At 39.9% G+C, this 24072-nt stretch carries 16 protein-coding genes and 2 riboswitches; all 16 genes read right to left on the bottom strand.

Features of this window, described 5'->3' with window-relative positions; translation table 11 throughout:
• Positions 1 to 91: 91 nt before the first annotated feature.
• The 16 genes from G603_RS21175 to cysK all read right to left on the bottom strand — a co-directional run bounded on the left by G603_RS21175 (position 92) and on the right by cysK (position 24039).
• Positions 92 to 733 carry a sortase gene (locus G603_RS21175; protein ID WP_051207320.1) on the bottom strand — a complete coding sequence of 214 codons (642 nt, stop codon included), beginning with the start codon at positions 731 to 733 and terminating at the stop codon, positions 92 to 94.
• 126 nt (positions 734 to 859) lie between these two features.
• Positions 860 to 2062: a Cna B-type domain-containing protein gene (locus G603_RS0101035; RefSeq protein ID WP_026669038.1), complete on the bottom strand. Its 1203-nt coding sequence runs from the start codon at positions 2060 to 2062 to the stop codon at positions 860 to 862.
• Positions 2063 to 2073: 11 nt separating this feature from the next.
• Positions 2074 to 2946, bottom strand: a complete 873-nt coding sequence (locus G603_RS0101030; RefSeq protein ID WP_026669037.1) for a class C sortase — start codon at positions 2944 to 2946, stop codon at positions 2074 to 2076.
• A 197-nt stretch (positions 2947 to 3143) separates the two neighbouring features.
• Positions 3144 to 4760, bottom strand: coding sequence for a SpaA isopeptide-forming pilin-related protein (locus G603_RS0101025; RefSeq protein ID WP_026669036.1), 1617 nt, complete (start codon positions 4758 to 4760; stop codon positions 3144 to 3146).
• Between the two features lie 157 nt (positions 4761 to 4917).
• Entirely contained in the window at positions 4918 to 10170 is a 5253-nt protein-coding gene (locus G603_RS21170; protein WP_051207318.1) for an LPXTG cell wall anchor domain-containing protein, read from the bottom strand.
• 98 nt (positions 10171 to 10268) lie between these two features.
• Entirely contained in the window at positions 10269 to 10949 is a 681-nt protein-coding gene (gene lepB, locus G603_RS0101015) for a signal peptidase I (RefSeq protein WP_081669774.1), read from the bottom strand.
• Between the two features lie 133 nt (positions 10950 to 11082).
• The gene (locus G603_RS0101010) at positions 11083 to 11637 is read right to left on the bottom strand and encodes a hypothetical protein (protein ID WP_026669034.1); all 555 of its coding nucleotides are present in this window, start codon (positions 11635 to 11637) and stop codon (positions 11083 to 11085) included.
• A 117-nt stretch (positions 11638 to 11754) separates the two neighbouring features.
• A riboswitch (cyclic di-GMP riboswitch) is annotated at positions 11755 to 11841 on the bottom strand.
• A 129-nt stretch (positions 11842 to 11970) separates the two neighbouring features.
• Positions 11971 to 17595, bottom strand: a complete 5625-nt coding sequence (locus G603_RS0101005; RefSeq protein WP_026669033.1) for an LPXTG cell wall anchor domain-containing protein — start codon at positions 17593 to 17595, stop codon at positions 11971 to 11973.
• 109 nt (positions 17596 to 17704) lie between these two features.
• Positions 17705 to 17785, bottom strand: a riboswitch (cyclic di-GMP riboswitch).
• A gap of 440 nt (positions 17786 to 18225) precedes the next feature.
• Positions 18226 to 18582: a 50S ribosomal protein L20 gene (gene rplT, locus G603_RS0101000; RefSeq protein WP_026494947.1), complete on the bottom strand. Its 357-nt coding sequence runs from the start codon at positions 18580 to 18582 to the stop codon at positions 18226 to 18228.
• Positions 18583 to 18635: 53 nt separating this feature from the next.
• Positions 18636 to 18836, bottom strand: coding sequence for a 50S ribosomal protein L35 (gene rpmI, locus G603_RS0100995; RefSeq protein ID WP_026494948.1), 201 nt, complete (start codon positions 18834 to 18836; stop codon positions 18636 to 18638).
• Between the two features lie 115 nt (positions 18837 to 18951).
• Positions 18952 to 19488 carry a translation initiation factor IF-3 gene (gene infC / locus G603_RS0100990; protein WP_035791611.1) on the bottom strand — a complete coding sequence of 179 codons (537 nt, stop codon included), beginning with the start codon at positions 19486 to 19488 and terminating at the stop codon, positions 18952 to 18954.
• Positions 19489 to 19738: 250 nt separating this feature from the next.
• Positions 19739 to 20344: an HAD family hydrolase gene (locus tag G603_RS0100985; protein WP_026525507.1), complete on the bottom strand. Its 606-nt coding sequence runs from the start codon at positions 20342 to 20344 to the stop codon at positions 19739 to 19741.
• Positions 20345 to 20397: 53 nt separating this feature from the next.
• A complete protein-coding gene (locus tag G603_RS18750) occupies positions 20398 to 20685 on the bottom strand; it encodes a hypothetical protein (RefSeq protein ID WP_051207316.1) in 288 nt (95 codons plus the stop codon).
• A 96-nt stretch (positions 20686 to 20781) separates the two neighbouring features.
• Positions 20782 to 22074 (bottom strand): adenylosuccinate synthase, encoded by a 1293-nt coding sequence (locus tag G603_RS0100975; RefSeq protein WP_026525508.1) that lies wholly within the window; start codon positions 22072 to 22074, stop codon positions 20782 to 20784.
• A 51-nt stretch (positions 22075 to 22125) separates the two neighbouring features.
• Positions 22126 to 23040 carry an Ig-like domain-containing protein gene (locus G603_RS0100970; protein WP_026669031.1) on the bottom strand — a complete coding sequence of 305 codons (915 nt, stop codon included), beginning with the start codon at positions 23038 to 23040 and terminating at the stop codon, positions 22126 to 22128.
• Between the two features lie 69 nt (positions 23041 to 23109).
• Positions 23110 to 24039, bottom strand: a complete 930-nt coding sequence (gene cysK / locus G603_RS0100965) for a cysteine synthase A (protein ID WP_026525510.1) — start codon at positions 24037 to 24039, stop codon at positions 23110 to 23112.
• Positions 24040 to 24072: the final 33 nt, after the last annotated feature.

The following is a 24072-nucleotide window of genomic DNA, read 5'->3' as shown; positions in this document are numbered from 1 at the left end:
AAAAAACGGTACATATCTTCAAAATGATATGTACCGCCTATATATTTATGTTTTTATATTTATAGAACAAACAGTTTCAAAAGCTCAAAACTTATTTGCCATCTTCTGAGATTGCATTCTCAATCTCGTCGATAACAGAATCCCCAGAACCGGGCTCTATGGTCTTTACGAGTTCGCAGCGAACCGTTACACGACTTGCACCGCCTATAGTACAGGTAAATACTGTGAAATCCCACTCACCTTCATCCATCTTGTCCACTTCATAGGTGCCGATGGTCTCGGTATAGGTCACTTCGTAGTAGTATTGTCTGCCGTCAATATCAGTTACTATAACTGTATCGCCACTGTTAAGCTGGTTGAGCTTACCAAAATGTCTCTGATAGTTATGACCTGCTACGATAAGATCATTCGTATAAACAGAACCTTTATATCTGCAGGGTGAAGTCCTGGCATTCTCGGAAGACCATTCACTCTGGATTGGAAGTCTGATATCAATTGCAGGTATCGTTATGATACCGATAAAGGACTGTCCGTTTACATCCACAGCCTTCATCTCTCCTGTGGGTGTTGCATCTGCAGGCACGTTCGTTATCTGCGCATCTACGCCTTCTAACAGGTTCGCAGCACTCACACCGGCTGAAAGATCCTCGTCACGATTATATGCAAAAATATAAAACGCCAGTGCAAAGCACACGAGTCCAAGTAATATGGAAACCTTACCTCTAGTAATCATTTATGACCGCCTTCCCGGGTAAACAATACTCCCGAAACAATTCAAAACAGGTCCCCCAAAACTTATCCCCTATTTTCATATAACGAGCCAAACTGTCAAGTTATCTCCCAATTATAATTTTATGCCTTACTGTTTTTTCCTTCTCTTCTCACTTCTGATTCCACGAATTATGAGAATCAGTCCAATGATAGCAAGAACCGGAATCGGCCACCAAAGCTGACCTGTCTGAGGAAGTCTTCTTGCACCAAGAACCGCAGGAAGCTCTCCAAGGAACTCTCTTACTGCGCCAAGAACTGAAGGAGTCTCACCACTCCTGTTTGTGCCTTCTACCTGACCGCTTTCGGAATTACCGCCGCCACCGCTCTCAATCTCATCCTTATGTCCGTCGACGTGTTCACCTTCCTCGTCTCCACCGCCACCTTCTTCATCTTTTTTGGTGTTAACGATTACAAAGCTTGTTTCGTTCTGTGAGTAGGATACTGAATAATTCTTCTCGTCAACTTCCTCTTCTACAGTGAACTTGTGTCCTTTCTCACATTTCCATTCATACTGCCAGTTGTTACTGTTATCAAGAGTAACTGTCTCATACAACTCGCCGTCACGATAAATCTTTACTGTAATTGACTTGGGTCTCTTCATAACTGATCCCGAATCAACCCACTGCTTGTAAACCTTAAATTCCTCAGGATCACCTTCAAGCTTACTTGCTTCACGCTTAGGAATTACAACGACGTCATAAGAAGCGTTCTGCCAGGTACCATCCCAATCATTGCTTCCTGTCTCATCCAGCATAACAGGACCGGGAACAGCTGCAAGAACATCATAATAAACATAACGAACACCATTTATTTCTACAGGATCACTGTATCCATAATAAAGACCTGTATCAACGGTACCGAGCTTTGCGAATCCATCATCTCCTGAAGTTGCTTCAGCATAGGGAGTTACATCATTCTCCTTAACATACTTAAGAACCTTATCTGTAATAGTAGTCCACTGGTCATGGGTTGAAATTGATGTCATATCCTCAATCTCAAGACCAAGCTCTGAAAAAGGATCAGCCACAGTGAAATCACCATGCTTATCTATGGAAGCAAGCTTAAATACATGTGCCTTAACACCTGCCATTTTGCCATAGCCTTCATACTCATAATAAACGCTAAAGGTACCCTTTTTATCCGGATCAAGATATCCGCCGGAGCCGGCAGAGGAAGTCTCTGAGCTCACATCGCTTTGAGCATTAACGCCTGTAGGCAAAAGCAACATTGCAACAGTACTGACAGCTGCTATGCTGCATAATATTTTCCTAAGCTTTTTTGTCGTTTTCATAACATAATACCTCAATTACTTCCCTTACTCTTCTCTCCCTTAGCCTTTTTCTTTTTCGGCTTGGAAGTGCTGGCCATGAACCAAATAAACAGGATTAGTATCATCGGCGCTGCTATAAAAGGAGCAACTACAAGATAATTATACCTTGTTGCATCCGCAGGCACGATAAGTTTTGTTTCTTCGTTATAATCAACACGTCTGGCGCGAACCAGAAGTCTGTGTGTATTAACACCATACGGAGTACAGGTAACCAGCGTCACATAATCTTCTCCGGAAGATATTCCCAGTCCGCCTGTCTCTTCAGGCAGGACGATATTGATCTGGTCAACTTCGTATGCAAATGTCTGATCCATTATATGTAGTAAAAATGTATCCCCGACTATCATCTGATCGAGGTCGGAAAACAACTTAGAAGACGGAAGTCCTCTGTGTCCCGATAAAACGGAATGTGAATTTGTGGTTCCTACAGGAAGTGATGTTCCCGGCAGATGTCCGATGCCAACCTGTAAAACTGTCTCATCGACGCCATGGTATATAGGCAAATCCACTCCGATGTTTTCTATCTCAATATGTCCCATGATGCCTGTTCCCGTAGGATCAAGCACTTCATAGTATTCCTTCATTTCTTCATCAGATAAGGCAAAATTGGATCCCTTCTGATAAAGGCTCTCATTGTACTGATAAGCTGCCTGCCAGTATTTCTCATAATCTTCCTTCGACATATTGGCGAGGGCTTCATCATAGCTCGAAATTGCTCTCGACTGGTTCTTCGAATTAATGTAATTACTTACTGACGGGTAGAAAAAAATAGCAAGCCCTGCAATGAAAATTCCCAGGAATATGAGGTTTGTTGCGTTTTTATACCACCTCTTTTGTTTCTTCATTCCGTTCCGTCCATATATCTTTCTAAATCTAAATCTTACTTCTTAACAATTTGATCACTTTTACAAAATACCCGGGCAGGCAGATGAGCCTGCCCGAGAATAATTTTTGTTTCTATATATAGTCCGCAGAAACAAGATTCAATTCAAGTAATTATATTTTGTAATTTGTTTGTATCGTTTTCTTCAAACTTTTTAGATTATTCTGCATCGCCTTTTCTGCGTACTACGAAGAATACAGCAGCTGCTACGATGAGAAGTCCACCAACGATGTAGAAGATTGTTGTACCAATTCCACCTGTTGAAGGAAGTACTACACCGGATTCATTGAGCACGTTAATTGCATCAACTGTATCATCGCCCTTCTTTACTACAGCAGCTGAGATTACCTGTCCCAGAGACTCTCCGGCCTTTGAATCAACCTGAGTCTTAGTAGCTGATTCTACAGTAAATTCAATATCATCAGCAATTTTGTTAAATCCAGCAGGCGCCTCTGTCTCTTCAAGAGTATATACGTCCGCATCTACACCCTTAACTGTTATATTACCTGATTCAGGGGTAACAAGTTCTGTTACATCACCAGTTGCGTACTCATAAACCTGCACACCATCCTCATTAACACCAAGGTCCTTAAATGTAAGAGGTGTTGTCTTCTCTGTATCTTTAGCCTTATAAACCTTGAACTTTGCTCCTGCAAGAGGTGTATTTTCACCAGTATACTTGAAGATATCAAAGCTCCATGTATATGTTCTTGTCCAATCCCATTCTGTATACTGGTTATCACCATATGTTATTCTTGACTGGTTATCGTTACCTGCTCCAAATGCATCAGAGCCTTCGCCGCTGGGAACACCTACTATTGCATTCTCAGTAAGAGTTGCTGAATATTTGATAGTTACAGTAGTATCCTGCGAAACTTTATTGAGGTACTCCTGAGTAAATGCAACGGTAAATGTATCTCCATTTTGTCCGGTTGTAAGCACATAATCAGTATCTTTTGCAAGGTTCCCAACAACGATGCTGTCCTCATCAAGATCAAGAGTATCCTTCATCTGATCGTGGAAAACAACATTTCTCTGACCGGGCTTGATAGAAACTGTACTTCTAAAGTTTACAGTCTGATTAATATCTGCATCGTTTCTGTCACCCCACTCAGCAACCCCATTAGCTCTGCTAGTATCTGCTTTAATGCTATCCTCTTCAACCTGCTTCTCACTAGTTGAAGGAACGTTCTTATCCTTAACTGTTGCTGTAGGATTTGAACTGTCGATAGATACAACAGTACCAACTGTACTTGTGAAGTACCAATAACCGTATGCAAGATCAGAGAATACTAAGTCAACTTTCTCAACGCCTTCACCACCAGTTGCTGTCTGCTCAGCTGTTTTAGCAAATCCATAGGGATTCTTTGGTGCTTCGCCATCTACTGCATCGCCATTTACCCAGCCTTTTAACAAAGCAATTGCTCCTGAGGTGAGCTCTCTTTTACCATCTTCATTCGGAGTGTATGCTTTATCTGTAGCATCGATATAACCAGCTGCATTTACCGTGAAAAAATCATTGTCAGGCATATTTTCTGTTCCTGCCCATTTGTATGTTATACCTGATGCATCAGTTGTAGCAGTGTAATCTGATGAAATAGTAGCACTGAAGATTTCATAACCCTGATACTTTTCACCAACTACAGCATCCTTAATTGTTACTGTTCCGGTCGTTGTGTCTGCCTTTGCTGTCATAGCTGTTCCAGCTGTAAGTGTCATGGACAGAGCCATAGCACCGGCAAGAATACCTGTTAATAGTTTCTTAAATCCTTTCATTTATCCCTCTCTCCTTTTCGATTGAATCTTGTCTGTTCTAGACGTTTAGAGTTGCTATATTGAAGTGCAAATGAGCACTTTGTTTTATATGCCTTTCGACATCAAAAACCTTTTGGTTTTGTGGGGATAATTTCTATCCCCACAGTTTTTAAAATTGTTAATCTTCTTCGCGTTTTTTGCGATTTACAAGTCCTGTTCCAACAACTGCTGTAGCAAGCATTACAAGTCCGCCTACTGTGAATGGCATCGTTCCCGTTGAACCGGTATCAGGAAGGACTGTTCTTGATATAAGCTCATTCTGAACAGTAACTACAATTTTCCAAGTCTGATAATCATAACTTATTCTATGTAATTTGTAGTCGTTAACCTGACTGTTCTCTGATATGTTTTCTCCGGGTTTTCCTTCCTTAACGTGATAATCAATATAATACAAGTTCCCGTTGTCTTCGTAATATCTTGGCAGATTACTCCATGTATGTTCCCAATTGCATGAAGGGGTAAGCGCTATTGTTTCTACTACCTGCTCATTCGTATTAATAATACTAGATTCCCCATCTATTTTGATTGGTCCGTTAAGGCTTACACCATCATAGTAGTTTCCGTAACCGGAAATATTCAGATCATCATTTACTGTAACGTAATAAATAAGCGTTGCTGTATAGGTACTTGGGTCATAAGAAATGTCTTCTTTCGCAGGTTCTATAAGCTGTCCTTCTGATTCAAGTTTTATACCGTATTTACTAACAATATTTCCTTTTCGTTCAGCATAAAGCTTATCAATAACCTGGTTAGATGAAAATGACTGGTTACTATCCCAAAGATTAAATCCGGTAATATCAGCAACCCGATTCTTATTAAGTGTATAAATAAACTTGAGCTTTCCACCTTTCGCAATCGAAATATAACTTGCTGCACCTCTTTGGCTAATACTATCTGATTGATAGTAATGATCTGTAAAGGTTACATTACATATTTTCTCATCTGTAGGAACACTACTATATTGCTTATAAAGAGTTACATATATTTGGGACCTGTTAGGATTATCCTCCTTTATGAACTGATTATTATCTACATATCCCCATTCCTTTTCTACACTGATATCAATGTTCTTAGGAAGATCCTTGATATATATTGTCGCTCCTTTAAATAATTCCTCTCCATGGAAATTCTCAGGTACCTTTGCTGTTGTAGAGGACAGATCATTTAGATCAATTAGCACAAAGTAATATGGATCAGCCAGATAATAATCGTCTATTGTCTCTGTTTCAGGGTTATCAGGTGCCTTTGTTTCCTTAAGTCTGTACGCATATCCTGCTTCCAAACCATCCAGTGGATAATATCCATCACTATCTGTAACAAAGTTGTACATAAGCTCATACGTTGTACCATTCCACTTAGATAGCTCAAACTCAGCATTTTCAAGGAAAATATCTTCATTTAGCTTATCGACCTTATACAGATTCACCCCGTCGATATCAGCACTCATCCTTGATCTCTGAATTTCAAAGTTACGTTTGTCACTGGATGATTTATCAGCATAGCCTTCCAAACTTGCAGTATTTTCTGCATCGATGTATAAACCTTCTGTACCATTGAAATTATACTGATATTCAATTATTAAATGCTGTTTGTCCTTGACAGCCATCGTAATAGTCTTGATTCTCTCGTAATTACGATAATAGCCGTCGCTACCAGTCGTCTTATCCTCAAGCCTTGAATCTGTAGTGTATTTATACTCAGTTCCATGCTCCAGCTCAGTAGTCGTACCATCATCATTTACTCTTGTAACCTTGAATGATCCCGGCACTAACGTTGCATCAGCGTATATCTCCTTTTGCTCGTAGGTTGAGTACTTTAATACAAGTGTATCTGTAAAGGCAAGTTCATCACTCTCAGGTAGTAAATCTTCCGCAAACTTATTAATTTCAACTTTATAGGAAACAATATTATCGTTTTCAGGTTTGCTTGATGTCTTCTTAACTATCTGATTCTGGTAAGTAACTTCCTCATAATATGAGTCTTCACTTATGATTTCATTATTTTTATCCTTTAATGAAATCTTATTATCAAATTTCTCAACTATAGGATTGCCTGATTCATCAACTCCCTTCCACTCATATTCGTTATCAATCTGTCCCTTGATGTAGAAATAGAGCTGTTTACCCATAAGTTCCCTAGTCACAGGAATCTTAATCGTAACTACATCATTTTTATCTGTCCCGTCTGTTACTTCAGCAGTAATTACAACATTATTGTAATTAATCTGTGCGCTCTTCTTCGACTCAGTAAGTCCAAATACCTGTGGATTAGATACTCTGATATCACCGGATACTGCAAGTCCATAGTCATCAAGTTTTACTGATCCAGGTAATGTATCTACTATTGTATATTCACCTTCTTCTGAGTTCTTAGGAATATTAACCATGAATCCCCATGATAAAGCACCGTTAATGTCTGTAAAGTTCTTTACATTATGCTCATTACTTGCTTTATCAATATCACCGGTCTGAACTGCAATATCATAGTCATATTTCTTTACATATGGAACTGAGTGTTCATAAGTAGCATCCTTTTTCTTATTATTTATGGTACCGGTATTTTTTATCCTTGCTTCAAACTCGCCATCTGACACTTCATAATATGACTTATATGAAAATGTCAAAGTCTGTCCTGCTGATAAATCTTTATAAAATTTGATAGTATAACCTGTAATTGCGTTTCCGGTATATGTTGGCGTTACCACTGCACTAGGATCAAAATTAGCTCGTAAATATACTTGAAGTTCACTTAGACTTTCCTGTGTAAAATATCCTTTATCCAGCTTATCCTCATATAACCAGTATTTTCTAGAGCCTTCAGTTTTATCTCTGTTTATTGCACCCTGCGCATCCACTATCCAGGTTATTTCAAGAATACTATTTTGCTGATTACCGCCCCCAACTCTTTTGTTAAAGGTTCCCTGCTCCGGGAAAATAACTTCAGTCTTCTTCTCATGTACTTCTTCATTCCCAAGCCATAGCTCTGCTCTATTATTTGCCTTATTCCTATTTCTTGAAAGCCACTCACTTGCAGGTAAATCATATGTAAATATATAGTCACCTGCCGTATATGTGCCATTCGGAAATGTGTATGGTAATCGAAGTCCTGTAGCCTGTGTTCCATTAGGGTATGTTAATGTTACATACCTAACCGTAAGTGCTGTATAACTACTTCCACCTGTTGCCGGATTTACCCAACTATCTCTAACCTGATATCCACTAAGATTCTTTCCATCACTATGTACAACTATCGTCCACTTTACAGTTCCCTCTGTACCATTATATTCGCCGTACTTATCAATTCTGGGATAAGGATTGAACTCAACCCTTCTTTCATGTGTTTTATCATCCGACCCAGATTTGGCATTAGCAGTATTTTTAACTACTATATGCTCATTCTCAGTTATATCTCTGTATTTTAATGTATACTTAAGCTCATACTTATCACCTGCAGAAAGCTTCGGCAAAGTTATAGTGAAATCTTGATAATTGTTAATTCTATATTGATTTTTTACTGATTCTCCATTATAAATAATGTCATTTAATGTACCACCATTTATATAATCCGAATATTTTACTACCGATTGATTACCCTTATAGTTCTGCTTACGTACTTCAATCTTATCATTTAGAGTGACTACATCTGTAGTACCTTTTTTACTACTTACTACAATTGTGTATCTTATCTCATTGTTCGCTTCATTTTTTTCTGCAGTCTTTTTAATAGATAAATCATGCTCTTCTTCAGATTTTTCGACAGGCACGGTTATGACTACATTGTCACTAAACTTAAATACAGCATCATCGCCTTCTTTTTCAATGGTGAATTTTCCATCAAAATAGAAATTGCTTTTAATGTTATGCGTCTCATTTTGCTTTGCAAATGATTCTGTAAAGATAACTGTGAGCTTGCCATCTAAACCAAGAGTGTATGTTCCTACTTCAGCACCGGCAGAATTTTTAACCACTCCGGTCTCTTCCGCAAGAGGCATTACACTTTTAGGTACATATCCCTCAATTGTACGTCCTTCCTTGGTCGTTGAATCGAGAGTTCCTCTTGGAACGGTATAATCCATAAAGAAGCGAAGAATATCACCATTCTTTATGCTGACGTCATCAACATTAGTTTGTTCTTCTCCTGAATCATCAGAACCAATCTCAATCCAGTTTCCATTCTCTTGTTTCTCTATCGTGACCTTATCAATAACAATCTTAACAGATTCATTAGATGCTCCTCTTGTAGCATATAGAATCACTCTCTGTTCACCATCATTTTCTGCAGCATGTACCTTTAATAAAAATACATTTGAAAAAGCTGCATAGGTGTCACGAAAAAACGGCTGCAATCCATTTATAAAAGCAGAATCACCGCTATTTGATGTTTCTTCTTCAGAATTGTTTTCCTCAATCTCCTTGATAATTTCCTCTTTTACATCATCGTTATATGTAATCTTTACCTTATTGTCTTCAGTTACTTCATATTCACCTGTATTATCATCAAGAGTATTTTTTTCAACATCAACAATTCCGTATTCCTCAGGAATGTCAAAATAAATATCCTCAGAAACCTTAGCTTCTTTGGGAAGCTTATAAACAAGTGTAATTCTTACAAGATCACCCTCATTTATTTCATTTTCTTCAACTACTTCCCACTCATCTTCTGTTCCAGTTATATGTCTCTCGAAAATAGTCTCTGTCACATACTCTGCAAGGTCCACAGACTCAGGAATTTCATCGGTGATATCGGAAGCATCTTCTGATTCTTTTACCTTACTATCTGAAGTGTCTGCGGAATCAGATGCAGCGCTCTGTGTCTCGTCAGATGTAGCAACTGCGGCATCCTCAGATGCTGTCTCTGATGTGTCACCTGCAGCTGCAGCATCTTCGCTTGTTGTAGTTGCATCGGCGCTTTCACTGCCCTCTGCAGCTGCTGCATCTTCGCTTGTTGTAGTTGCATCGGCGCTTTCACTGCCCTCTGCAGCTGCTGCATCTGAAGCTGCCTCTGAGCTATCAGCTGCTGTGGCATCTTCATTATCTGATGCTTCGCCGGCATTTTCAGTATTCTCAGCATCTGCATTCTCGCTGCTATCAGCTTCAGTATTTGATGCCGGTAACTCATCCTCAGGAATAGGCTCCCAGAAGCTTGAGCCGTTATCAGCGTTTACATCTGCGCTACCTGCGTTAGCTGTATCCATGACTACACCGATACTCTCAGCGCCGTCCTCCGTCATAGCAGTTGCCGGCTTATTGAGGATATACATAGATACCGTTCCCGTAAGAAGCGCCACACATAACATTATGGACAACCACTTCTTTTTGGTATCATGCCTTCTCAAGTATTTGTCAGCTTTAGTATTTCTTTGTCCCAACATCACTTCATACCACCCATAAATCTTTTAAACATAACAGTTACACACTACTCTTCTAAATTATTCTTCTTAATCTTTTTCTTACTCTGTCTTATCTGAAATCACAATTTTCCGAATACACCAAACGGATAAATTCTGAATACTACCTGTCCGATAAGCTGTTCAGCAGTTACACATCCTACTGTACTTGAACGGGAATCAATTGATTCTGTTCTGTGATCTCCAAGTACAAAATACCTGTTCTCCGGCACCTGATAAGGAAATTCTATCTTGTCTCCCTCACCAACTCCCGTAGCATACTTACTGGGATCTGAAACATAGGGTTCATCAAGCTCCTCACCGTTAACAAAAACGCGGCCGGAATCATCGATATTCACCCAGTCTCCGGGGCTTCCTACAACTCTCTTAACCAGAACCTTATTGTTGTAGTAGAAAGCAATCAGTTCTCCCGGTTCGAAGGTGCTGTAGTTATAAGCTATAACCAGCTGTCCGGTCTCCAGTGTAGGAGTCATGCTGTCTCCCGTAACTTTAAGCACTGTGATGAAAAAGCTTGAGATAAGAACGGAAAGTGCTGCAACCACTACTATGACTATCAGTGAATTCCTTAATGTCCTTGTGTAATCGTGCTTTCTGTACTCTCTGTTCAGCTCTGCCCTGAGTTCATCAAGTGTGGGCTTACTGTCCCGCCTTGCTTCTGCCTCGACCTCTACTGTCACACTATCTGAATTATTTAGTTCTTCTTTTTCGATCTCTATCTGATCAATCTTTTCTTCTGTACTCATACGCTCCACTATTTCTATGTGTTAACATGTACGCACGCACAGACGCGAGCTCTCTAATTATACTAAAATGACCAAGCATCAAAAGTACTGAAAATGAAAACTTTCATTCATAATTCGTACTTGACATAGCCAATCACTTATGCTTGCCGCCTTTTTTCTCAGTGATATTTGTAAACTCTTCCGCTGCTTTTTTTGCCCCGTCAAACACCCCATTTATTGACAAAAGCGCTTCAGCTAAAGATCCGGAGTTCTCAATTTTGGCAAGCTTGTCATCGACTTCAGCCCTTATGGCTGCCTTCTCTCTCTCAAGGCGAGCCCTGAAGCCCTCAAACTCTTTCTCATGCTGCTCATTGATCTCTTTTATCTCACGTTCAAAACGACCCTTAATGCCGTTTATCTCTCTCTCCTGTCTTGCCTTGAGGCCTGCAATATCGCCATTGCATTTAGCTTCATACTCTTCACGCTGCTGGTTAAACTTCGCACGCATCTCTGCCTTTTCTTCATCAAATTTGGCAAGAAGTTCTGCTCTCTCATCAGCCATCTGAGCTATAAGCTGTTCTCTCTCCCTGTCGAAGAGTTCCTGCATTTCTTTTACATGCGCTCTTGCAGCCTCTGTCTCCTCTGAGTACTCAACCATCATCTGGAGAAGCTCTTTTCTGTTAAGTTTTCTAAGTTCTTTCTGTGCCATAAATACTCTCTTTAATACAAATCAGGGTACAAAAAATAGCCCGTTTGCGGCCAAACAGGGCTACGCATCACCAAAGAATGTTATGATACGCCCCTCATATTTCCCAATTCTAAGCGCACCAGCAACTGGCTATCTATTCCCAAAACGGAAACAGACCCTTTAGCTTTGCGTCACTACCTTACGGTAGCTTTGCCCTGCATTCTTCACTTATTATCAAAAAATTCTATTACTATGATTAATGCTTTGTATAATCATAGTAGAACTTTTGAAAATAAAAATCAATACAACGCCGCAACTTAAAACATATTTTTTTACGAAAATTTTACGAAAATTTTATTTATTGTATTTCCGCCTTTTCTTTCTTACAATCTCTTCTCCAACAAGTGCCAGTGTAACCAGTGCTATTCCGCCGATTGTGAAAGGAAGTCTTCCCGATCCGCCTGTTGAAGGAAGTGAGTATGGCTGAATATCATTACGGGTATTGGTTATTGTTAACTCTCCGCTGTTTATTCCGGGGGTATTGTTCTCAGAATATTCTGCGGTGTAGTAAACGGAATTGACTTCAGTGATGTAATAGAGGTACTCGCACTTCTTTGTTACTTTTTCTCCATTCTCCTTCTTTATTTCCACATCACGATATCTGTCCAGTAAATTTCCGGAATCCCACGACCAGGTTCCATCTGCCTTAGGAGTTATTGTAATGGTCTCATGGAAATCCGTATCATCCACCACAGATGCGCTGCTGTCTGCACTTCTGAGGCTATCTGAAGAGATACTGGGATGAAGTTCATCCCATCCATCCATCTGAGTGTTGTCTCTAACCGTAACATTCAGGTCTTTATCAACAGGAATGCTGATTTCCACAAACTGCTCACCACTGGTATCAAACAATGATGAAACATCCATTACATTTCCATTTACTGTGACTGTCGGTAAATGTCCATGTGTACTGAGATTTATTCCATATATAGTGAATTTCAGAGTTGATCCCGCTTTTACAGAGGGGAATCCGGTATAATCCGTTATATTGCCATTATCCCCGCTTCTGTGATCAACATGCACCGTGTAATAGGTTCCTGTTGGCGCATCTGCGTTAACTACATACCTTCTTGCAAGCTTTACCGAAATACTGTTTGGCTTTGTAGCAGCATCAGCATCTACCCAGTTCTTGTTTATTGTGATACTGGTCTTTTTGCTTTCATTTACAAAAGGAATTTCCTGTCCCTGAGTACAAATCATTCCGCCAAGCGCCTGAAAATCTTTCGGTATGTTCAATGGGAATTCCTTCTCATCGCTTGCACTTATGTAGAACAGCAGCTCCTTATCACTCTTTAGGTATCCTGCCGGAGGCGTGATTTCAGCAAGCTTGTAGGCATTGTTAAATACAATATCCGATATAGCCATTAGGCCATCAGCTGCTGAAGTATATTCTTTTACTTCCTCCCAGGTAGTGCCATTCCACTTATAGAGTTTAAATACAGCATTTGCAAGGGCAGCTCCTGTATCCTTATCTTTTTTAAATACATTTATTCCTTTGACATCTGCATTTACGCCTGCTTTATCGATGACGAATTTTGTATCTTCCTGATCATTGTTTCCGGACACTGAAACCCCCTCCAGAGTTGCAGTATTGCTAATTTCAATTTCAGGCCAGATTTCGTCATTGGAAGCTCCTGTAAAAGTAAAGGTATATCTATACTTAACCTTCAGATGCATCTTGTCAGGTATCTTAAATACTATAGTGCCGGTATTTGAATAATGCCTCCAGTAATCCGTATATGCTGAATTTGTCGTTGTCTCATAACTGTATTTTGTTGAATCAAGCTCTTCTTCCCTTTGATTTCCCTGCTCATCAGTTATAACCTGATATACCTTTATGGAGTCATTCAAAAGAGTAACAGCTGATTCCGCAGCACACTGTGCTACAAGATTGTCTGTCAGTGTAAGTGTGTCTCCGTTTGGCAAAAGATCCGATGCATTGGGGTTAATATCAAGACTATACTCAACAGTGTTTCTGGTGCCTTCGATACCTGTAATAGCACTCTTCGTTATGAAGGATTCTGTTTTGGTAATTGTCTGAGTCTGTAAATCCGATACTATTTCGTCATTATCCTCGGTGCCTGCTTTAACCGTGTTAGTAAACACACCTTTTTTGAGTGTTGCGAAATCAAAGTCACCATTTATCTTTGCTCTGACTCTGAGATACATATCTACTGACGAACCGGTCATCTCACCCTTAAGTTTCTGAGGGTTGAAAGACACTCTAATATTTCTGCCATCCTTTTCAAGTTTTCCCTCATAGTTAGCAAGAGTGTTTTCTTCAAGCGGTCTTACATAATTGGTATTCTGGAAGCTTTCATCCTGTCCCAGTTCCAAACCATTAATGGTAATACCACTTTTTGTCACATAGCCATTCTCAATCAGTGTGACATTTTCAGGAAGAGTATCTGTAACAACCAGCTTGTCATATCTGGTATTGAGCGGGATTGTAAATTTGATTATCCAGGTAAGAATTCCCTCGTTAAAAAGTGCATCATCGTAATACTCGTATTGTGACGCTCCGGTTACGCGATTGCCGTCCTTTTTTTCTATCTTAAGCTTATCAAACCCTATGCTATCGCCAATCTCTTTGCCATATACAATTGCATTATTGTAAAATCTGATATCCTCGCTTCCATCGCCTCTGTAACCGTATGAGTAGTATGAAAACTTCACATTGGTGTTCAGATCTCCGTAGAAGTACACTTTAAACCCTTTATAGCCGCTTTTGTTTACTCCATTGCTGCCATTTACTGTGATCTGTTCACCCTTCTCAACTCTGATAGTACCTGCGTAATTTACAGCTGTCAGCGCACTCCTTAAGTTGTTCTCGATAACAGTTAACTGATCCTCTGTTATAACCTGCGCTGAATCACGTATTATATCTTCATAGGTCCAGTATTCAGATTTATTAGCTCCATCATTGTTGTATATCGGGGCAAGGAGTGATACGTTCCACTTAAGTTTTACCCAGTTATCGTTATCCCATTCGTAGCCATCATTCTTTTTGTCAGCATAACTGTTATCAGATATTCCTACCCAGCCCTGATACTCATTTCCCTGCTTATCTACATTTAATATCAATGCCTTATTATAGATACCTGAGTCCCAGGAAACATCATCATTTGTGTAGACATAGCTATATGTGAAAGTATAGGTACTATAATCATCAACCTCAAACTTATAGCCGTCCTTGAGGCTTATAGTGCTACCTTGAGTAAGTGAAGGAGTTACGCCATTACCACCAACTACTGATGTAACCGTTACATTTCCTTCATAGGGCACATACTGTATAGATGAATTCATCTTCTTATCCGATAAAGTAAATCCCTTTAGATTTCTGCCCCTGGTATTAAGCTTTATAGTCCAGGTAACAGTTCTACTGCTCTTATCTGCAGAACCTTTTTTGTATATATCAGGAAACGTTCCTACATATGTAGTATCACACTCCATGGATACTTCCTGATCTTTTCCATACTTTGCATTTGCCTTGTTATGAATTTTAAGAGCACTACCGTTATTAACGATATCGTCCGGAACTACTAGCTTATAAGTAATGGTATAGCTCTCTCCCTTTTTCAGCCCTTTAAGTGACATACTAAACTTATTACCGGAAAAGGTAGGCTGAACAGATACTGAAGAATTTTCTCCCTTCATTACAATAATTTCTTTAATAGCCTCAGCAACGTTTATTTTATTGGTAAGCTCATCGTTCTGTCCGTTATTGCCGGAGTAATCATTAAATACTGTAAGAACATCCTCCAGATTGATTTCATCACCTGACCCTTGGTTAGTTGTAAGTTTGATAGAATAATTTATAGTCTTTGTATTTGCATCAAGTGTGGCATTGCCTTTCTTTTCAATACCCAGATCATAGTTGTAAACTCTGACTATTCTTATATCAAAAGTTGCAGGGCCGCCAAAGTCGTAATGAATAGGTTTTTCATTTTCATTCTCATTAAGATTTGCCTTAGCTGCAAAGAAAAATTTACCCTCAATAGGCTGAGTATCATTCAGTTTTGCAAATTCTTCTTCAAAATCAAATGTGACAATGTCTGTTTTACTATCAATAAAGAACGTACCTACAAAAACATTATTCTTGTTGTAGATGTATCCCTTTATATCATTTTCCACATCAATTTCATGGTCTGCCAGATTATATTTAGGCACCTCACCTGAACTAAGTGTCCCTGCTCCAAGCTTATAAGACATAGTAAAAAGGAGTGTGTCACCATTTCCAACGTCAGCACCGGATGAAATAGGTGTACCTCCACTGTATGTAAATGCATTATCCAGCCAACCGGGTTGAGGATTTTTTGTAACTGAAAGTCCTGTGATCTGCATGCCGGGAACACTTGTATAAGTCGTAAACTCACCGCTGGAGGTATTTCCGGTATTACCTTCCTCGGCATGAGCCACGATTACGAACTGGTTAAAAAAACTTGAAACAAGTCCTCCCTTTGCAAAAGGATTTATAAAGATAGCACGAAAAAAGCGATTAGCAATGCCGGCGGAGTCATTGCTTTTCTTTCCATTACCGGCATTATCATCACTGTTTTCTTCTGTTGAGTCATCACTCTGGATTTTCTCTTTTATTCCCTGCTTGTGTTCATCAGAATACTGAACTTTAACCTTATTATCTTCCGATACTTCTACTGTGCCGTCTGCACCATCGATAGACTTTTCAGTACTCTCAACTGTGCCAAATTTAGAAGGAAGCTCATAGTGGATATCATCACTTGCTGAAGCTTCTTCAGGAAGCTCATACTTAATTGTTATACGGAGGCTGTCACCGGGCATAATCTGATCTTCTGTGATTTCTTCCCATTCACCATCCGGTGTCTGGCGCTCAATAACTGTCTTCGTTACGTATTTTGCAAGATCTACAGACTCGGGGATTTCTACAGTTTTATCAGTCTGTTCCTCTTCCTCAGAAACCTCTTCCTCTACCTTCTCATAAACGAATGTAAGGTTAGTGTCGAGTTTGATTTCCATAACATCTTCAGATTCATCCTCTTCAGTCTCAGGATCATCCTTGGGAACTACTTCGTAGTATTTATATCCATTATCATCAGAAGCAGTGTAAATCATAACCGTTATCTTCTCGATAGCGATCTTCTCTGTTTCTTCTTTATCTTCGTTGTAGTACTCGTAGATTACTTCCTTGAAATTGTAACCATCGATTGTTCTGGCATCATCTTCGAAGATCATGCTGTCCATAAGACTGATCTTCTTCTCATCAGCTATAGCTTCACCGTCTTCATCTTTGAGGAGTTCATCTTCTTCATCAACATAAGAAACTGTAAGCTCTACATCCTGCATAAGCTCATCTTCAATTGCTCCTGCAAGAGTCTCGTCTGTTACTTCTTCATCGAGCATCTCCTCTGTATCTTCTGATGTATCTTCTGATGTATCTTCTGTAGCTTCTTCTGCGTCTTCTTCGCTTGATTCTTCTGTTGCATCTTCTGTAGAATCATCTGTATACTCTTCTGTTGCGTCTTCAGAGGTCTCTTCTTCGTATGTATCTTCCTCGTTTGAATCTTCTGCGGATTCATCAGAGCTGTCCTCGGAATATTCTTCTGAAGCTTCTTCCTCATAAGTATCTTCTGAGCCTTCATCAGAAGTCTCTTCTGTATACTCATCCTCGCTGCCGCCTGCTTCTTCGCTTTCTGATACAGCCTCTTCATCATCGCCTGCGCTGTACATTTCAGCCAGATCAAGATCCTCTGTTTCAAGAACCATACCTATTTCATCAGCGCCTTCTTCTGTAACCGCAGATGCTGCTCTATTCATAGCATAAAGCGTTACTGTGGTAACCAGCATCGCCATTACGAGCATCACAGAGCCCCACCTTTTTGCGAAAGCATGTCTCTTAATATACTCTTCTGCTTTTCTCTGTCCTGAATTCTTTCTTGCCATATCAGGTTCCTCTCTTACTACCAGGGCGTCTTAGGCATTAAAAAGTGCCCTGTCTGAAACCGCGTCAAACAAGGCACACATGATCTATACGTTAACTGCACCACAACGTGCAGGCAGCTGGCTGTCTGCCAGGCTAGCAGACCCTATAGCTTTGCGTCACTATCTTGCGATAGTTTTGCCTTGAATAACTAACATATTCAGTTTCCAAACGCGACGTTTCATTCATAAATCGTATATGAAAATATTTTTCGCGTTTCTACCTAAAATTATGATAAAACATTTGAAAAGAAAAATCAAGTTTTATTTTTAATTTTCAAATATTTTTTCATTTGTGATTACGAGGGTAAATTATATCTACCTACCCTTACAATACTACAGTATAACGAAAGTCCTCTATTTACAATAGATTACAGACTTTTTTCCTAAAGAATTTATGCTTGTTTATACTTTTTATAATTACATTATAAGAATTTCAATTTCCGGGATTTTTGAAAGTCAAAACAGATTTTAAAGAAAAATTTCAAAACAGATCATTCATTGCAGGTAATATACATAGGAATTTCCCATAAAATATAAAAACGCATCATCCCAATACGGGATAATGCGTCTAATTCACATAATAAGTGAAAGTTATGCAATCTTCTGCTTAGCGATCTCTGTAAGAGTCTTGAAGCCTTCTGCATCGTTAACTGCCATCTCAGCGAGCATCTTGCGGTTGATATCAACACCTGCAAGCTTAAGACCATGCATAAGGTTTGAGTAAGACATACCGTTAAGACGAGCTGCTGCATTGATACGTGTGATCCAAAGAGATCTCATATCTCTCTTCTTCTGCTTACGTCCAGCGAATGCAGATGTAAGTGCTCTCATAACTGACTGCTTAGCTACTCTGTACTGCTTTGATCTAGCGCCTCTATAGCCCTTTGCGAGCTTTAAAACTCTCTTATGCTTTTTCTTGGCGTTCATGCCACCTTTAATTCTTGCCATTTTTGTTTCCTCCTAAATTATTCTGGTACTGCTCTTAAACGATAATACTTGGATTAAACGTAAGGCAGAATCTTCTTCATGTTCTTAACATTAGTAGCGTCAACAACTGCTGCCTGTCTAAGAGTTCTCTTCTTCTTTGTTGTCTTCTTTGTAAGAATGTGACGCTTGTACGCCTTGTTACGGATCAGCTTACCTGTGCCTGTTACTTTGAAACGCTTGGCAGCAGATCTGTTTGTTTTCATCTTGTGCTGCATAACTAAATCCTCCTATGCTTGTAAATTATTGCTATAGCCTGTCTAAGACAGCGTAATCATCCATGAATGTTTTTGAACAATTACTTTATATGTAACCTGCTAATGGCAGGAGACATTACTTCTTCTCAGTAAGGAACATGGTCATACTACGTCCCTCAACCTTGGGCTGCTTGTCGATAACAGCAACATCCTCAAGAGCCTTGGCAAAATCTGTAAGAATATGCACACTAGCTCCCATGTGAGCCATCTCACGTCCTCTGAAACGAAGAGTAATCTTAACTCTGTTGCCCTTCTCAAGGAACTTCTTGGCTGCATTAACCTTAGTATTAAGGTCATTTGTATCAATATTGGGTGAAAGTCTGATCTCTTTGATCTCGACATTCTTCTGCTTCTTACGGGCTTCCTTCTCTTTACGAAGCTGTTCATATTTGAACTTACCGTAATCAACTATACGACAAACCGGTGGCTTAGCGTTAGGAGCGATCTTTACAAGATCAACACCGGCTTCATCAGCAAGCTTCCTGGCATCAGCGATAGGCATAACACCAAGCTGCTCATTGTTAACCCCAATTACACGAACTTCTTTGTCTCTGATCTGTTCATTGATGAATAAATCGTTGTTGCTAATTGCTTTGTACCTCCAATAGTAAATAAAAAAGTGGACTCGCTCGGAATCCACTTAATAATCTTCAAAATCATACACAACCATGATCTAAGCTACCCGCAAGTCTGTATACATCGGATATAAAACTCATGTTATGTCTTGAAAATATTAACACCTGCCAGCTTAGCCGCAGGGTGAGAGTGGAAACCTCTGCTTTGTTTTCATACCTGTATAAGATACAATGTAAACTCATGTCTGTCAAGCACTTTTTTACAATGTAATGCTTTTTAGTTCATTCTCAGCGTACGCCAAGTGCCTGCAACTCATCTTCAACCTGTTCGTAGGTCTTAAAAACAATACCGTTCATGCCAAATTCTCTGGCTGCAATGATATTCTTCTCAGTATCATCTATAAATACGCATTCACCAGGAATAAGATCGTACCTCTTGGTAATAAGTTCATAGATTGCTCTGTCAGGCTTAATGATCTTATCTCTGTAACTGAGGATTCCGCCATCAGTCTCATCCAAAAACTCCTGCATGAACATATTGGGTTCAAGGGCCTGTTTGGAAAAATTGGAAAGAACAAGTACCTTGTAGCCCTTTGACTTAAGCTCTTTTATCCATGGAATGGTACGTTCTCTTTTTCTAAGAAGTCCTGTGAGGTCGCTGAATGCACTTCTAAGCTCCTCTTCAATCTCGGGATCGTTCTTTACAAAGCCGTCAATTATTTCCTTTGAATTAAGGACGCCTCTGTCGAACTCGTTCCAGGCCTCGGATCTGACACTGGCATTTCCCATACGCTGAACCATTTCTTCGCTGTAGCCCTTGCTTCTAAGGAAGTCATCCCAGCAAAAATCCACCAGAACTCCGCCTATATCAAAAATTATTGTTGTAATTGCCATAATTTTCCTTCGTCCGTCCAATCACACAGGCGCCATCAGCGCCTATCAAAAACTTACTTCTCGCTGTCTGTATCTTCTGTTGCCGTATCAAATTTCCCGTAAGGGTCAGGTGATGCAACAGTTCTCTTACCTGAAAGAGCAGTATAAACCCAAAGTATGAGCCACACAAGTATCGGTATTGCGACCGTTGCTGCGGCGCAAGCAAGAAATGCACTTCCGGGACCCGTCTTACCGAATAATGCCACCAAAAAGAATACCACATACACCAAAAGAAGCAAAACAATTCCAACCCATGCAATTACGCGCTTTGCAAGCGGTGTCTTCTTATTTTCATTCTCCATAATAATTCTTCTCCATAAAAAGGAATCAACATAATCTACCATAATTATAGAAAAGCCCCGCCGTAATATCAGCGGCGAGGCTATCAGTTACTCTTATTATTTGCTAAGAGGGCTCTCACGATAAATGATATCTTCACGTGAAGGACCATTGGATACCATGGTAATAGGATATCCGATCTCCTTCTCGATGAACTCGATATACTTGCGGCAGTTCTCAGGAAGTTCTTCATAATTCTTGATACCGCGAATATCGCACTTCCATCCGGGAAGAGTCTCATAAACAGGCTTAGCCTTCTCAAGAAGGTGTGTTACAGGGAATTCCTTAGTAACTTCGCCGTCAATATCATAGCCAACGCAAACCGGAATCTCATCAAGATATCCAAGTACATCCAGAACTGTGAAAGCTACATCTGTAGCGCCCTGAAGTCTGCAGCCATATTTGCTGGCTACGCAGTCGTACCATCCCATACGTCTCGGACGACCTGTTGTAGCGCCGTACTCGCCGCCGTCACCGCCGCGTCTTCTAAGCTCATCTGCCTCTTCACCAAAGATCTCTGATGTGAAAGCACCTGCTCCAACTGCTGATGAATATGCTTTGTTAACAACAACGATCTGCTTAATATCGTAAGGAGCGATACCTGCTCCGATTGCACCGTAAGCTGCAAGTGTTGAAGATGATGTAACCATAGGATAAATGCCGTGGTCGGGATCCTTCATGGTTCCAAGCTGTCCCTCAAGAAGAACAGTCTTGTTCTCTTTAATAGCCTTGTCAAGGAAAAGAGAAGTATCTGCAACATAAGGCTTAACCATATCTCTCCACTCATGAAGAGTCTCAAGAAGCTCTGCAGGATCAATCTCAGGCTTGTGATAAAGCTCTTTAAGAAGAATGTTCTTGGTTACAAGAACTCTCTCAACCTTCTCTTTAAGAAGCTCTTCATCAAATAATTCATTTACCTGGAAACCAATCTTTGCATACTTATCTGAATAAAAAGGCGCAATACCTGACTTGGTAGAACCAAATGACTTACCGCCAAGTCTCTCCTCTTCATACTGATCAAACAGGATGTGATAAGGCATCACAAACTGACAACGATCTGAAATTAAAAGATTGGGTGTAGGAACGCCCTTGTCAATAACTGACTGAAGTTCACCGATAAGAACCGGAATATTAAGAGCAACTCCGTTACCAATAATATTTGTTATATGCTGATGGAAAACTCCGGATGGAAGTGTGTGAAGCGCAAATTTGCCATACTGATTTACGATAGTATGACCTGCATTGGCTCCTCCCTGAAAACGTACAACCACATCGGCATTGTCTGCCATCATGTCTGTGATCTTACCTTTTCCTTCATCACCCCAGTTTGCACCAACTACTGCTTTAACCATATTTCCTCCATTCTGTGTTACGCATGGGTTTTTCGCAACGTTACAAACATATCACGAAAATACTTTTTTGACAATGTATTTCCAAAGAGCCTTGGTTGGCTTTGGAAGATAATGAACACCATCTCTTGTTTCTATGGTGACATGCTTCTTTGTATATTTGTACAAATCGATAGTTCTGATTCTGCTGTTTCCCTTGGCATAGTTTCTAAGAGCTTTGTTAAAATGTCCGATTACATTAACGCCAAAATAGTAATCATCTCCCTCTGGGAAATATGCGGGACTTACGGCTCCGATTGTGCAAAGTACAAGATTCTTACCTCTTTTTAATAACTTATTATAGGTCTTCTTGTACACCTTGAAATTACCATAATTATTTGCACCAAGCCAGGAAACAACAGTATCGTAATCATTAAGATCTGTATATTTATAAATCTTTTCAAGATAGCTGTTGGTAGCTCCATCAGCGGTGTAAACCACCATTCCATTTCTGACATAGCCCTCATAGGTTCCGGGAGTTCCTGTGAAAAGATCAACTCCTCGTGAATCACCAAGGAATAATGTTCTTGTAGTCTCGTCGGCAACAGAAAGAATTATCTTCAGCTTTTTGCCGGTCTTTTTCTCTTTAACATTGATTACTGCACGACCCTTCTTAACTGAATGAATCACACCGTTCTTATCAATAGTAGCAACCTTTTTATTTTCAGAAGAAAATTTACATTTGCTGGCATCAATCTGTTTTTTCCCCGAATATATGATGAGCTGCAAATCCTTTCCTAAATCCAGTTTTTTGTAGTATGGCTGATTGCTTTTCTGAACCTTGTACTCCTTGGTCAGGAGCTCTGCACCGTTCAAAGATGAAGCCTCTACATTACCAAGCTGTCTAAAGCCGATAACGTCAGGCTTAATTAGAATTACTGGCACAAGCATAAGTGCCAAAATCAAGAATTTTTTTAAAACCTTTTTCATAATACTAAATATCACTTCCTTTACGTTAAAACATTATACTCTTTTTTCCTGTAAATGGAAGAATAAATACTATTCATCAAATAACGGTGTTGAGAAATATCTCTCTGCTGTATCTGGAAGAACCGTCACAACCGTTTTCCCCTTGCCAAGCTTCTTCGCAAGCTTGATTGCAGCAGCAACATTGGTTCCGCTGGAAATACCGCACATAAGTCCCTCAAGGTGGGCAAGCTTCTGGGCGGTAGTTATTGCATCATCATCCGATACAACACAAATTTCATCATAAATATTCTGATTAAGAATGTCCGGAATTATTCCATCTCCGATACCCATCTGAAGATGTGTACCCACATTTCCTCCTGCAAGGATAGCTGCGTTTTCAGGCTCTGCTGCCCATATCTCGATTGATGGATACTTTTCCTTAAGTACTTCACCTATTCCGGTAAGAGTTCCGCCTGTTCCTATTCCGGAGCAGAAACCATCTACAGGTCCCTCAACCTGCTGAATTATTTCAAGGGCTGTGCCATTCTTATGGGCCATGGTGTTGGCGGGATTCTCAAACTGCTGTGGAACAAATACATTAGGATCCTCTTCCTTCATCTTGAGAGCAGTTTTAAGGCACTCATCGATACATTTTCCGATATCTCCATCATCGTGAATCAGAACAACCTCTGCGCCATAGTGCTTTATGAGTTTCCTGCGCTCCTCACTGACTGAATCAGGCATGATAATAATTGTCTTATAGCCCCTGACTGCACCTACAAGCGCAAGTCCTATACCCTGATTACCGCTGGTTGGTTCAACAATGATAGTGTCTTTATTTATCTTCCCCTGCTTTTCAGCTTCATTTATCATGTTGAGGGCAGTTCTTGTCTTTATTGAGCCGCCTATGTTAGTTCCTTCAAACTTAACCAGAATCTGCGCACTGTCAGAATCCGTCATGTGGTTAAGCCTTACCATAGGAGTATGTCCTACCGCCTCAAGAATATTCTCATATATCATGGAAAAATCGCTCTCCTCCGCATATTTATTCTA

Source organism: Butyrivibrio sp. AE3006, from assembly GCF_000424165.1.
In the GTDB taxonomy this organism is placed as follows: Bacteria; Bacillota; Clostridia; order Lachnospirales; family Lachnospiraceae; genus Butyrivibrio.
The sequence above is the reverse complement of the archived record's forward strand: the minus strand, read 5'-3'. Positions and strand labels throughout refer to the sequence as shown.

Coding starts and splice junctions, on each gene's coding strand:
- G603_RS0101030 (WP_026669037.1), bottom strand. CDS start 2,946: ATGAAGAAACAAAAGAGGTGGTATAAAAACGCAACAAACCTCATATTC.
- G603_RS18750 (WP_051207316.1), bottom strand. CDS start 20,685: ATGGAGAATGAAAATAAGAAGACACCGCTTGCAAAGCGCGTAATTGCA.
- G603_RS21170 (WP_051207318.1), bottom strand. CDS start 10,170: ATGTTGGGACAAAGAAATACTAAAGCTGACAAATACTTGAGAAGGCAT.
- G603_RS0100975 (WP_026525508.1), bottom strand. CDS start 22,074: ATGGTTAAAGCAGTAGTTGGTGCAAACTGGGGTGATGAAGGAAAAGGT.
- G603_RS0100970 (WP_026669031.1), bottom strand. CDS start 23,040: ATGAAAAAGGTTTTAAAAAAATTCTTGATTTTGGCACTTATGCTTGTG.
- rplT (WP_026494947.1), bottom strand. CDS start 18,582: ATGGCAAGAATTAAAGGTGGCATGAACGCCAAGAAAAAGCATAAGAGA.
- lepB (WP_081669774.1), bottom strand. CDS start 10,949: ATGAGTACAGAAGAAAAGATTGATCAGATAGAGATCGAAAAAGAAGAA.
- G603_RS0101035 (WP_026669038.1), bottom strand. CDS start 2,062: ATGAAAACGACAAAAAAGCTTAGGAAAATATTATGCAGCATAGCAGCT.
- rpmI (WP_026494948.1), bottom strand. CDS start 18,836: ATGCAGCACAAGATGAAAACAAACAGATCTGCTGCCAAGCGTTTCAAA.
- cysK (WP_026525510.1), bottom strand. CDS start 24,039: ATGATATATGAGAATATTCTTGAGGCGGTAGGACATACTCCTATGGTA.
- G603_RS0101025 (WP_026669036.1), bottom strand. CDS start 4,760: ATGAAAGGATTTAAGAAACTATTAACAGGTATTCTTGCCGGTGCTATG.
- G603_RS21175 (WP_051207320.1), bottom strand. CDS start 733: ATGATTACTAGAGGTAAGGTTTCCATATTACTTGGACTCGTGTGCTTT.
- G603_RS0100985 (WP_026525507.1), bottom strand. CDS start 20,344: ATGGCAATTACAACAATAATTTTTGATATAGGCGGAGTTCTGGTGGAT.
- G603_RS0101010 (WP_026669034.1), bottom strand. CDS start 11,637: ATGGCACAGAAAGAACTTAGAAAACTTAACAGAAAAGAGCTTCTCCAG.
- G603_RS0101005 (WP_026669033.1), bottom strand. CDS start 17,595: ATGGCAAGAAAGAATTCAGGACAGAGAAAAGCAGAAGAGTATATTAAG.